Source organism: Pantoea sp. X-Soil-YNGN-844 (assembly GCF_059730595.1).
This window is the reverse complement of the sequence record NZ_AP036007.1, coordinates 3040411-3053126: the sequence shown is the minus strand read 5'-3', so window position 1 is coordinate 3053126 and position 12716 is coordinate 3040411. Positions and strand designations below refer to the sequence as shown.

Genomic DNA, 12716 nt, shown 5'->3' with positions numbered 1-12716 from the left:
CGCGACGCGTGTTAAAACCTCGCAACCTTAAAAAGTGGTGGCTCGCGCTGCCGCTTTTTTTTCTGGCTTTATGGCTGGTGACGTGGGGACTGGATCGGTTGTTCCCGCTGCCGCTTAAACAGGTGCAGCCTGCGCGGGTCATTGTCGCCAGCGACGGTACGCCGCTGTGGCGCTTCGCTGACAGCAAGGGCATCTGGCGCTATCCGGTCACTCCAGAGGAGGTGGCACCGGCCTATCTGCAGGCGCTGCTCACCTACGAAGATCGCTGGTTCTGGTATCACCCCGGCATCAATCCCCTGGCGCTGGTGCGCGCGGCCTGGCAGGATCTGCGTCATCAGAGTGTGATTTCCGGCGGCAGCACCCTGACCATGCAGGTGGCACGCCTTGTCGACCCGCAACCCCGCACGTTGCGGGGCAAGATGATTCAGGCGTGGCGTGCGCTACAGCTGGAGTGGCATCTTTCCAAACGAGACATCCTGACGCTCTATCTTAATCGTGCGCCCTTTGGCGGTACGCTGGAAGGGGTGGGCGCGGCAAGCTGGAGCTGGCTGGGCAAAGCCCCGTCACAGCTGACGCCGGGTGAGGCGGCGCTGCTTGCCGTGTTGCCGCAGGCACCCAGCCGTCTGCGGCCCGATCGCTGGCCGGAGCGGGCGGAAGCCGCTCGCAATAAAGTGCTGGATCGGCTGGCGGAATACCGCATCTGGTCCGCGGAACAGGTGGCGGAAATCCGTCAGGAGCCGGTGTGGCTGCCGCCGCGACAGATGCCGCAGATGGCACCGCTGCTGGCCCGGCGGCTGCTGTCGATCAGCCGCAGCGATAAGATTGTTTCCACGCTCGATCCTTCACTGCAGCGCGAACTGGAAAGCCTGGCGCTGAACGTTAAAAACCAGCTGCCGCCGCGCACCTCGCTGGCGATGCTGGTGGTGGATCACACCACCATGGCCGTTCGCGGCTATGTCGGATCGGCCGACTTTACCGATGACAGCCGTTTTGGTCATGTGGATATGATCGCCAGCGTGCGCTCGCCAGGTTCGGTGTTAAAACCCTTTATCTACGGCATGGCGCTGGACGAGGGACTGATTCATGCCGAATCGCTGCTGCAGGATGTGCCGCGTCGCTTTGGTGATTACCGGCCCGGCAACTTTGACACCGGCTTTCACGGACCTGTCAGCGCCAGCGATGCGCTGGTGCGCTCCCTGAATCTGCCGGCCGTTCAGCTGCTGGAGGCGCTGGGGCCGAAAAACGTCGCGGCGCGTCTGCGCAATGTGGGTCTGAATTTACGTTTTCCGCCTGGTGCTGAACCCAATCTTTCATTGATTCTTGGCGGCACCGGGGCGCGCATGGATGAAATTGTCGCGGCCTACAGCGCCTTTGCCCGCCACGGCAATGCCGCTCAGCTACGCTGGACGCCCGATCAACCGTTGCAGCAGCGACCGCTGCTATCAAAGGAATCAGCGTGGATCATCCGGCGTATCCTGGCGGGGGAAGCGCAGCCCGCAGGCAACGGCAGCGTACCCGATGTGGTGCCGCTGGCTTGGAAGACCGGTACCAGTTACGGCTATCGTGACGCCTGGTCGGTGGGTATCAATCCCCGCTATCTGATTGGCGTCTGGGTCGGACGACCTGATGCGACGCCGGTTGCCGGCCAGTTTGGTTTTGCCTCAGCCGTGCCGATCATGAATCAGATTAACAGCGTGCTGATGAGCCGTCTCGGCAGGCGTGACGTGCAAGGCGATCCGCGTCCGGCCTCGGTCACGGTCGCGACCATCTGCTGGCCTGGTGGTCAGCCGCTGCCCGCCGGAGATGAAAACTGTCGTCAGCGGCGGCAAAGCTGGGTTGCTTCGGATACGCTGCCGCCAACGCTGCTGGCACCCGGCCAGGAGAGCCTCAGCGGATTACGCCTGAGTTACTGGCAGAATGCGCAGGGGCTGCGCGTTGCTGCCGACTGTCCCGGCGCCACCCGTCACGAAAGGCTGGTCTGGCCGCTGCCGCTGGAAGCCTGGCTGCCGCCTCAGGAGCGGCGGGCGCAGCGTCTGCCATCTGTTAATACGCACTGTCCACCGCTACAGCAGGGCAGCAGTGCACCGCTGATCATTACCGGCGTCATTGAGGGGCAAATCGTTAAGCCGCTGCCGGGCAACAGTGCGCTGGCGATCCCGGTCGCGGTGCAGGGCGGGCAGGGTACGCAGCGCTGGTGGTTCCTGAATGGTCAGCCTCTCATAACGCAAAATGCCGCAGAGATGTTGCTGCATCTCGATCATCCGGGCGAGTATCAGCTGGTGGTGATGGATGAAGAGGGTCAGCTTGTCTCGGTCACTTTTAGTCGGGGCTGACGCTTTTCTGCGCTAAATCATAACCGTTGCGCTTCTGCTTCGACTCAGATCAAGAATTTTCAACAAATCAGGGATCTCTGGTAGGCAATGCCGGACTCAGCCCCTATAATCGGCGCCGTTTCTTAACCGGGGCGGACGCTACCGGTTTCTTCAGAACGTCAAGACAGAGGTCATCATGGCAATCGAACGTACTTTTTCTATCATCAAGCCAAACGCCGTCGCTAAAAATGTGATTGGTGCTATCTACAACCGTTTTGAAAGCGCAGGCTTCAAAATCGTTGGCGCAAAAATGCTGCAGCTGAGCAAAGAGCAGGCTGAAGGCTTTTACGCTGAGCACCAGGGCAAGCCATTCTTCGATGGTCTGGTTGAATTCATGACCTCTGGCCCGGTTGTTGTTTCCGTGCTGGAAGGTGAAAATGCCGTTCAGCGTCACCGTGACCTGATGGGTGCCACTAACCCGGCAAACGCACTGGCTGGCACACTGCGTGCTGACTACGCTGACAGCTTCACCGAAAACGCGACCCACGGTTCAGATTCTGCTGAATCCGCTGCCCGCGAAATCGCTTATTTCTTCGGCGAAAACGAAATCTGCCCACGTACCCGTTAATCGCCTGGCGATAAACGTTACAGCGGCTTTACAAAAATCTGCGTAGGGGAGGTCACTCCCGCCTGTTATCAGGCCGCAGATGTTGTACAATATTGCGCCTTCATTGACATCGCTTAATGAAGGCGCAATTTTTTCACCTATCCCTGAACAGCGCCATAACGTGTAACAACGAGGCCAGAGAATATTATGTCCGAACAGATTGTGACGTCCGCGTCCACATCCCCTATTGTCGTCTCCCCCAAAAGCCAGAAAATCAACCTGCTGGATCTCAACCGTCAGCAGATGCGCGAATTCTTCCTGTCGCTGGGTGAAAAGCCGTTCCGCGCCGATCAGGTCATGAAGTGGATTTATCACTACTGCTGTGATGACTTCGAGCAGATGACCGACATCAACAAAAAGCTGCGTAACCGGCTGATGGAGCTGACGGAGATCCGCGCGCCAGAAGTGGCGGAAGAGATGCGCTCTACCGACGGCACCATTAAATGGGCCATTCGTGTCGGTGACCAGCTGGTGGAAACGGTCTATATCCCGGAAGGCGACCGCGCTACGCTCTGTGTTTCGTCACAGGTGGGGTGTGCGCTGGAGTGTAAATTCTGTTCGACCGCACAGCAGGGCTTTAACCGTAACCTGCGGGTGTCAGAAATTATTGGTCAGGTGTGGCGTGCGGCGAAAATTGTCGGCGCAGCGAAAATCACCGGCCAGCGTCCTATCACCAACGTGGTGATGATGGGCATGGGTGAGCCGCTGCTCAACCTCAATAACGTGGTCCCGGCGATGGAAATCATGCTGGATGACTTCGGTTTTGGTCTTTCGAAGCGTCGCGTGACCCTCTCTACTTCAGGTGTCGTTCCTGCGCTGGATAAACTGGGCGATATGATTGACGTCGCGCTGGCCATTTCCCTGCATGCGCCGAATGATAAGCTGCGCGATGACATCGTGCCAATCAACAAAAAGTACAATATCGAAACCTTCCTGGCGGCGGTGAAACGCTACATTGGTAAATCCAACGCCAATCAGGGACGTGTGACCATTGAGTACGTGTTGCTGGATCATGTCAACGACAGCACCGACGATGCGCATGAGCTTGCCGCATTACTGAAAGAAACACCGTGTAAAATCAACCTGATTCCGTGGAACCCCTTCCCGGGCGCGCCGTATGGTCGTAGCTCAAACAGCCGCATCGATCGTTTCTCCAAGGTGCTGATGGATTATGGTTTTACCACCATCGTGCGTAAAACCCGTGGCGACGATATTGATGCCGCCTGTGGTCAGTTAGCCGGAGAAGTGATTGACCGTACCAAGCGAACGCTGCGTAAAAAAATGGCGGGTGAAGCCATATCTGTGAAGGCTCTCTAGAAGAGTGACAGAGTGCGTTTCCTGAAGTGATGACGCGTGGCAGGCTGCAGCCTGTCAACGTCAACCGGATGGAAACGATTATGCGTAACGGATTACCTGCAATTTTACTGGCGCTGTTTGTTGTAAGCGGGTGTGTCAGCCAGCCGTATGAACCCGGCGCTGAAGAGGTGCGTCTGCAGTTAGGGATGCACTATCTGGCCGGTGGAGACTATGCCGCAGCTGAGCGAAACTTTCTGCGTGCACAGGCCGCCGCGCCCGAAGACTACCGGGTCACGCTTGCACTGGCACGGCTGGCGCAGCAGCAGGGTAATCAGACAGCGGCGCAGGCACGGTTTATACTGGCACAGCAGCAGGCCCCGGATAATGGTTTTGTTGCTAACAATTACGGTGCGTTTCTCTGCGCTTTAAGGCAGTATGACGAAGCGCATCAACAGTTTAGTCGGGCAGGCGCTGCACCTCAGTTTGATGCACGCAATGACGCGCGTGAACTGGCAGGGTTTTGTTATCTGCAGGCGGGCGATGTTGCCGCTGCCCGCAGGACGTTACGCCAGGCCCTTGAGGCCGACAGACGCAAAGCGGATTCGCTGCTGTCGGAAGCTGAAAAGCTGATGGCAGATAACCAGCTGGCTAAGGTGCAGGTTTTGCTCGACGTTTACCAGCAACAGTTGCCCGAAACGGCACGAAGTCTGGCGTTACACTTACGTTTCGCCGCGCTACAGGGAAATGCCGCTGACGTTTCACGTTATGGCGACCAGTTAGCGCGACGTTTTCCGCAATCGATACAGTACCAGCGTTATTTAGCTAATGAATACTGAAGCCACTCAAGAAAACTCTGCATTACATTCAACAGGTGAACGCCTGCGTCTGGCCCGTGAGCAGATGGGGCTGACGCAGCAGAACGTCGCTGAGCGCCTGTGCCTGAAACTCTCTACCGTGCGTGATATTGAGGAAGACAAATCGCCTGCCGATTTAGCCTCTACGTTCCTGCGCGGCTATATTCGCTCTTACGCGCGTCTGGTGCACATTCCTGAGGAGGAACTGCTGCCAATGATGGCGAAACAGACACCGGTTCGGGCTGCAAAAATCGAACCGATGCAAAGTTTCTCACTGGGTAAGCGCCGCAAAAAACGCGACGGCTGGCTGATGATTTTCACCTGGCTGGTGGTGTTTGTGGTAGTGGGGCTGACCGGCGCCTGGTGGTGGCAGAACCATAAGGCGTCGCAGGATGACCTGGTGCCGATGACCGATCAGAACAGCAGTAGCGGCGACAATGGCCAGTCGATTCCGCTGGGTGAATCCAGCGGTGACAGCACGGCCCCAGCAGCACCTGACGAAAGTAATACCACTACCAGTAACAGCGTGGCCAGCACGCCAGCGAGTGCGGCTCCGGCCGCCAGCGCCAGCAATAGCGCGACTGCCGCACAGCAGGACACCAACAGCAATGCGGTGGTGTCGCCGAGTCAGGCACCTGTGGAAAATACGGCGGCTGCCCCTGCAGCCACCCAGTCCGGTACCAGCACGGCACCTCAGATGCCAGTAGGCGCAGCCGCAGTCAGTGAACCGGCTGCTGACCCTAACGCAGTGGTCATGACCTTTAACGCCGACTGCTGGCTGGAAGTGAGCGATGCGACTGGCAAAAAACTGTTCAGCGGTATTCAGCGCAGTGGTGGTAAACTCAGCCTCGCAGGAACGCCTCCGTATCGTCTGAAAATTGGCGCGCCTTCCGCGGTTCAGGTGCAATATCAGAATCAGCCCGTTGATTTAAGCCGTTTTATCCGTAATAACCAGGTTGCTCGCCTGACGTTGGGTGCGCAATAACAGCGTATCGCGTACCGGGCAATTGTGGAGAAGAAATATGCATAACGAAGCACCCATTATCCGCCGTAAATCCAAACGCATTTACGTCGGCAAGGTGCCGGTCGGTGACGGCGCGCCAATCGCCGTACAGTCGATGACCAACACCCGCACCACTGACGTGGAAGCGACGGTAAATCAGATCAAAGCCCTTGAGCGCGTCGGTGTCGACATCGTGCGTATCTCGGTGCCTACCATGGATGCCGCAGAAGCATTCAGACTGATCAAACAGCAGGTAAACGTCCCGCTGGTTGCAGATATTCATTTTGACTACCGCATCGCCCTGAAAGTCGCCGAATATGGCGTCGACTGCCTGCGCATCAATCCTGGTAATATCGGGAACAATGAGCGCATCCGTATGGTGGTCGACTGCGCACGCGACAATAATATTCCGATTCGAATTGGCGTGAACGCCGGTTCGCTTGAAAAAGATCTGCAGGAAAAGTATGGCGAGCCGACGCCACAGGCGTTGCTGGAATCCGCTATGCGGCATGTCGATCATCTCGACCGCCTTAATTTCGATCAATTCAAAGTCAGCGTAAAAGCGTCTGACGTCTTCCTCGCGGTTGAATCTTATCGTCTGCTGGCGAAACAGATCGAACAGCCCCTTCATCTCGGCATCACCGAAGCGGGTGGCGCGCGTGCGGGCGCGGTAAAATCAGCGATTGGCCTGGGGCTGCTGCTGTCAGAAGGTATCGGCGATACGCTGCGCATCTCGCTGGCGGCCGATCCGGTTGAAGAAGTGAAAGTCGGTTTTGATATCCTGAAGTCACTACGCATTCGCTCTCGTGGTATCAACTTCATCGCCTGTCCGACCTGCTCACGTCAGGAGTTTGACGTTATCGGCACGGTCAACGCGCTGGAGCAGCGTCTGGAAGATCTCATCACGCCGATGGATGTGTCGATTATCGGCTGTGTAGTCAACGGACCCGGCGAAGCGACCCTCTCTACGCTGGGCGTTACCGGCGGCAGCAAGAAGAGTGGTTTCTACGAAGATGGTGTGCGTCAGCGCGATCGTCTCGACAACAATGACATGATCGATCAGCTGGAAGCGCGCATTCGTGCCAAAGCGTCGATGCTGGATGCCAGCCGCCGTATTGATGTGCAGCATCTGGAAAAATAATGGCGTGCGCGGCCTGTGTACGTGACTTTTTTGACTGAACCTGTGCGGTTTCATCCTCATAAGGTATGATGCCGGACAGGTTTTTTTGCATTAAGAGATTTTAACGTGGCGAAGAATATTCAGGCAATTCGCGGGATGAACGACTACCTGCCTGCGGATACTGCCCTCTGGCAACGGATTGAAGGCGTTCTCAAGCAGACGCTGGCGAGCTACGGTTACAGCGAAATTCGCTTACCGCTGGTAGAGCAAACCCCACTGTTTAAACGCGCTATCGGTGAAGTCACCGATGTGGTTGAAAAAGAGATGTATACCTTCGATGACCGCAACGGTGAAAGCCTGACGCTGCGTCCGGAAGGCACGGCAGGCTGCGTGCGCGCCGGTATCGAACACGGTTTACTCTACAACCAGGAACAGCGCCTGTGGTATATGGGACCGATGTTCCGCTACGAACGTCCGCAGAAAGGTCGCTATCGTCAGTTCTATCAGATTGGCGTGGAAGTGTTTGGTCTGCAGGGTCCGGACATCGATGCTGAACTGATCATGCTGAATGCCCGCTGGTGGAAAGCCCTGGGTATCTCTGAACACGTTCGTCTGGAACTCAACTCTATTGGTTCGCTGGAAGCCCGTGCTCACTATCGTGACGCGCTGGTCGCCTTTCTTGAACAGCACAAAGAGGTGCTGGACGAGGATTGCAAACGCCGCATGTACAGCAACCCGATGCGCGTTCTCGACAGCAAAAATCCCGATGTTCAGCAGCTGCTGAATGATGCGCCACAGCTTGGCGACTATCTGGATGACGAATCTCGCGAGCATTTCAGCGGCCTGTGTGCCCTGCTGGATGACGCTGGCATCAGCTACACCGTCAATCAGCGTCTGGTACGCGGCCTGGATTACTACAACCGCACTGTGATTGAGTGGGTTACCGATAGCCTAGGTTCACAGGGCACGGTGTGTGGCGGCGGTCGCTACGATGGCCTGGTTGAGCAGCTCGGTGGTCGTGCAACGCCTGCCGTAGGTTTCGCCATGGGCATGGAGCGTCTGGTGCTGCTGGTTCAGGCGGTTAATCCTGAATTTGAACCGACGAGCAATGTGGATGTCTATGTTATCGCTTCAGGTCAGGGCGTGCAGTCTGCTGCGATGCAGCTGGCTGAGAAATTGCGTGATGAAGCGCCGGAACTGAGGCTGATGACTAACTTTGGCGGCGGCAACTTCAAGAAGCAATTTGCCCGTGCTGACAAGTGGGGCGCACGCGTTGCCCTGGTGTTAGGCGAAGACGAAGTTAAAGCCGGTCAGGTCGTGATTAAAGATCTGCGCCGTGGCGAGCAGCAAACGCTGGATCAGGCAGAGGCTGCTGCTGTATTGCGCACGCTGTTACAGTCAGCGTGACACAGCACCAACCATAGAAAGGAGAGGGATTGCGTGGAAGTGTATAGCAATGAGAACGAGCAGACCGACGCGCTGCGCAACTTTTTTGCCAGTAATGGCAAAGCGTTAGCCATTGGCGTAGTCATCGGCATTGCTGCGCTGGGTGGCTGGCGTTACTGGAGCAGTCATCAGGATGATACGGCGAAATCCGTGTCCGCGCAGTATCAGCAGCTCACCAGCGCCATGCAGGCAGGTAAACCGGAAACGCTGGAAGCGGTCAGCCGTTTTGCCAGTGAAAACAGCAATACCTACGGTGCGCTGGCTGCGATGGATCTGGCGAAGCAGTATGTTGACGCCGGTCAGCTTGATAAGGCCGCGACGCTGCTGCAAAACGGACTGAAAGACACCAAAGATGCCAATCTGCAGGCGGTGATTAACCTGCGTCTGGCACGCATTCAACTGCAACAGAATCAAGCGGATGCGGCGCTTAAAACCCTTGACGGTGTGAAGGGTGATGGCTGGACAGCCATTGTGGCCGATATTCGCGGCGAAGCGCTGCTGACCAAAGGTGACAGGCAGGGCGCGCGCGATGCCTGGAGTAAAGGAGTCGAATCTGACGCCTCTCCGGCATTGAAGCAAATGATGCAGATGAAGATGAATAACTTAAGCTAAGCCAGTCAAGAGAGCGCACATGGAATTACGTAAATACCTGCTGCCAGGACTGATTTCAGTCACTTTGCTCAGCGGTTGTTCGCTGTTTAGCGGCGAAGAAGATGTAGTAAAAATGGCCCCGTTGCCAAAGGTAGAAAATCAGTTCACGCCACAGAAAGTGTGGAACACCTCGGTAGGCGATGGTGTCGGTGACTTCTACTCAAATCTGCATCCGGCCTGGCAGGATAACACCGTTTTTGCAGCCGATCGTTTTGGTATTGTCAAAGCGCTGGATGCCGCAGACGGTAAAGAAAAATGGAAAGTCGATCTCTCTGAGAAAACCGGTTTCTTCTCGAAAAACCGCTCAGCGCTGTTATCAGGTGGCCTGACCGCTGATGGCGATCGGGTTTATGTCGGCAGCGAGCGCGGCAAAGTTTATGCCCTGAACAGCAGCGATGGCAGCCTGGCCTGGCAGACCAGCGTCGCAGGTGAAGCGCTGTCTCGTCCTGTTGTCAGCGATGGTCTGGTACTGGTGCATACCAGTAACGGCATGCTGCAGGGACTGGATCAGAGCAGCGGTGCGGTGAAGTGGAGCGTCAACCTGGATATGCCAGCGTTGTCTCTGCGCGGTGAATCTGCACCTGCTGTCGCATTTGGCGGCGCAATTGTCGGTGGCGACAACGGTCGCGTCAGTGCCGTGGTGATGAACCAGGGACAGCTGATCTGGCAGCAGCGTATTTCTCAGGTCAGCGGTGCCACTGAGATCGACCGTCTTAATGACGTCGATACCACGCCGGTTATCGTTAATGGCGTAGTGTATGCACTCGCTTACAACGGTAACCTGTCGGCGCTGGATCTGCGTTCCGGCCAGATTTTGTGGAAACGCGAAATTGGCGGTGTGAAAGATCTGATTGTCGATGCCGGTCGTATCTATCTGGTCGATCAGGATGACCGTATGATTGCGCTGAACGCTGACGGCGGTGTTGCCATCTGGCGTCAGAGCGATCTGCTGCATCGCAACCTGACGTCACCGGTGCTCTACAACGGCTACCTGGTGGTCGGCGACAGTGAAGGTTATCTGCACTGGCTGAACACCACCGATGGTCGTTTTGTCGCACAGCAGAAACTGGATAGCTCAGGCTTCCAGACTGAGCCGGTGGTTGCCAGCGATAAGCTGCTGATCCAGTCGAAAGACGGCGAGGTTTATGCGATTACCCGTTAACGGGTAAACGTCTGGCAGGTGAAATCCTCCGTTCCGACGGCTCCTGATTTAATCAGGGGCCGTTTCGTTTTTAGTCAGGCATGGTATTCTTTGCGCCTTAAGCCTGAACTTAGCGGCCAGAGCCGTTATAATCACGCCATTCGGGCGATTCATTATTTATTGAGGCATTTTGTTATGGTACCTGTGGTCGCGCTGGTTGGGCGTCCCAATGTGGGAAAATCTACGCTATTTAACCGATTAACCCGCACACGTGATGCGCTGGTAGCGGATTTTCCTGGACTGACTCGCGATCGCAAATATGGTCGCGCCGAAGTGGAAGGGCGCGAATTTATTGTTATTGATACCGGTGGTATCGACGGCACCGAAGAGGGTGTTGAAACGCGTATGGCCGAGCAGTCACTGCTGGCGATTGAAGAAGCCGATGTTGTGCTGTTTATGGTCGATGCACGTGCGGGCATGATGGCCGCCGATCAGCAGATCGCTAAGCATCTCCGCTCGCGTCAGAAAGCCACTTTCCTGGTGGCGAACAAAACTGACGGACTCGATCCGGATCAGGCGGTTGTCGACTTCTATTCACTGGGCCTGGGCGAGATTCATGCCATTGCAGCCTCGCATGGTCGTGGTGTGAGCAGCCTGATAGAAGAGGCACTGCTGCCGTGGATGGAAAAAGTTGAGGCGGTTGAGCTCACTGAAGAAGAAGAGAACCAGGCTTACTGGGCTGCGCTTGAAGCTGACGAAATTGCTGAGCAGGAAGCCGCAGAGGAAGAAGAAAACTTCGACCCGACTGGCTTGCCAATCAAACTGGCGATCGTTGGCCGTCCTAACGTAGGTAAGTCAACGCTTACTAACCGCATTCTGGGCGAAGATCGTGTGGTGGTCTACGATATGCCGGGCACCACCCGCGACAGTATCTATATTCCGATGGAGCGTGATGGACGTGAATACGTTCTGATCGACACCGCAGGCGTGCGTAAGCGTGCCAAAATCTCGGATACCGTAGAGAAATTTTCGGTAATCAAGACGCTGCAGGCAATTGAAGATGCCAACGTCGTGATGCTGGTGATTGATGCCCATGCCGGTATTTCCGATCAGGATCTCTCTCTGCTGGGCTTCATTCTTAACAGTGGTCGCTCGCTGGTGATTGTGGTCAACAAATGGGATGGCCTGTCGCAGGAAGTGCGTGATGAAGTGAAAGAGACGCTGGATTTCCGTCTGGGCTTTATCGATTTCGCCCGCATCCACTTTATCTCTGCGCTGCACGGCAGCGGCGTAGGTAATCTGTTTGAGTCGATAACGGAAGCCTATGACTGCTCGACCCGACGCGTTAACACCTCGCTGCTGACCCGCATCATGAACATGGCGGCAGACGATCACCAGCCGCCGCTGGTACGCGGTCGTCGCGTTAAGCTTAAATATGCGCATGCTGGTGGCTATAACCCGCCTATCGTGGTGATTCATGGTAACCAGGTTAAGGATCTGCCTGATTCTTATAAACGCTACCTGATGAACTATTTCCGTAAATCACTTAACGTGATGGGAACGCCAATTCGCATTCAGTTCAAAGAGGGTGATAACCCTTATGAAGGCAAACGTAACCTGCTGACGCCAACGCAGCAGCGTAAACGTAAGCGTCTGATGGCGCATATGAAAAAGAATAAGCGTTAATAAAATGAGGGCCATCTGGCCCTCTTTTTTTTGCGCTGAATAACGCAGGAGGAAAACGTATTGAGTGTACTTTGTGAAAAATGCCAGCAACCGCTGTCGCTCAGCGACGGTGAATTTATCTGCACAGCCTGCGGAGCACATTACCCGGCGCATTCCTGCTGTCCTGAGTGTCATCAGCCACTTGAGGTGCTGAAAGCCTGCGGCGCAGTGGACTATTTTTGCCGCAACGGACATGGTCTGATCTCCCGCAAGCGCGTACTTTTCCAGCCACCCGGTCACTGACCTCGCTTTCAGCTACGCTTAAAATGTCAGATAACGCAGAGTGACCCCTGGCCCTTTTTGTAGCAAAAATGCTATTACGCCGTAACAAACGCGTTGTACATGTTCACTCTGTAATGTACCAGGTGGTACAATCCTGCCGCGTCGTGGGAGGGGTCAGCCACATCCGTGCTCTTCCGGCCCACAGATTCTCACGGACGCGGGTCTGTTTATATTCGATTTGAAACAGAGCAATGCTCTGCGCGGACGTGCATACGCGCC

At 55.9% G+C, this 12716-nt stretch carries 11 protein-coding genes; all 11 read left to right on the top strand.

What is annotated here, in order from left to right; all coding sequences use genetic code 11:
* Positions 1-8: 8 nt before the first annotated feature.
* On the top strand, positions 9-2333 hold the full coding sequence (gene pbpC, locus AC6I8C_RS14125) for a peptidoglycan glycosyltransferase PbpC (protein ID WP_497822852.1): 2325 nt from the start codon (positions 9-11) through the stop codon (positions 2331-2333).
* 175 nt (positions 2334-2508) lie between these two features.
* Positions 2509-2940 carry a nucleoside-diphosphate kinase gene (ndk, locus tag AC6I8C_RS14120; protein ID WP_003848684.1) on the top strand — a complete coding sequence of 144 codons (432 nt, stop codon included), beginning with the start codon at positions 2509-2511 and terminating at the stop codon, positions 2938-2940.
* A gap of 186 nt (positions 2941-3126) precedes the next feature.
* Positions 3127-4296, top strand: a complete 1170-nt coding sequence (gene rlmN / locus AC6I8C_RS14115) for a dual-specificity RNA methyltransferase RlmN (RefSeq protein WP_497822851.1) — start codon at positions 3127-3129, stop codon at positions 4294-4296.
* Between the two features lie 80 nt (positions 4297-4376).
* Positions 4377-5111, top strand: a complete 735-nt coding sequence (pilW, locus tag AC6I8C_RS14110; protein WP_497822850.1) for a type IV pilus biogenesis/stability protein PilW — start codon at positions 4377-4379, stop codon at positions 5109-5111.
* Positions 5101-6114 carry a cytoskeleton protein RodZ gene (gene rodZ, locus AC6I8C_RS14105; RefSeq protein WP_033733527.1) on the top strand — a complete coding sequence of 338 codons (1014 nt, stop codon included), beginning with the start codon at positions 5101-5103 and terminating at the stop codon, positions 6112-6114. Before pilW ends, rodZ begins: the two co-directional genes overlap by 11 nt.
* A gap of 37 nt (positions 6115-6151) precedes the next feature.
* On the top strand, positions 6152-7273 hold the full coding sequence (gene ispG, locus AC6I8C_RS14100; protein WP_003848692.1) for a flavodoxin-dependent (E)-4-hydroxy-3-methylbut-2-enyl-diphosphate synthase: 1122 nt from the start codon (positions 6152-6154) through the stop codon (positions 7271-7273).
* A 105-nt stretch (positions 7274-7378) separates the two neighbouring features.
* Entirely contained in the window at positions 7379-8659 is a 1281-nt protein-coding gene (hisS, locus tag AC6I8C_RS14095; protein WP_497822849.1) for a histidine--tRNA ligase, read from the top strand.
* Positions 8660-8692: 33 nt separating this feature from the next.
* Entirely contained in the window at positions 8693-9310 is a 618-nt protein-coding gene (locus tag AC6I8C_RS14090) for a YfgM family protein (protein ID WP_497822848.1), read from the top strand.
* 19 nt (positions 9311-9329) lie between these two features.
* Entirely contained in the window at positions 9330-10511 is a 1182-nt protein-coding gene (gene bamB, locus AC6I8C_RS14085) for an outer membrane protein assembly factor BamB (RefSeq protein WP_497822847.1), read from the top strand.
* 174 nt (positions 10512-10685) lie between these two features.
* Positions 10686-12176 carry a ribosome biogenesis GTPase Der gene (gene der / locus AC6I8C_RS14080; protein WP_315313263.1) on the top strand — a complete coding sequence of 497 codons (1491 nt, stop codon included), beginning with the start codon at positions 10686-10688 and terminating at the stop codon, positions 12174-12176.
* A gap of 60 nt (positions 12177-12236) precedes the next feature.
* Positions 12237-12458, top strand: coding sequence for a zinc ribbon domain-containing protein (locus tag AC6I8C_RS14075; RefSeq protein WP_497822846.1), 222 nt, complete (start codon positions 12237-12239; stop codon positions 12456-12458).
* Positions 12459-12716 lie beyond the last annotated feature (258 nt).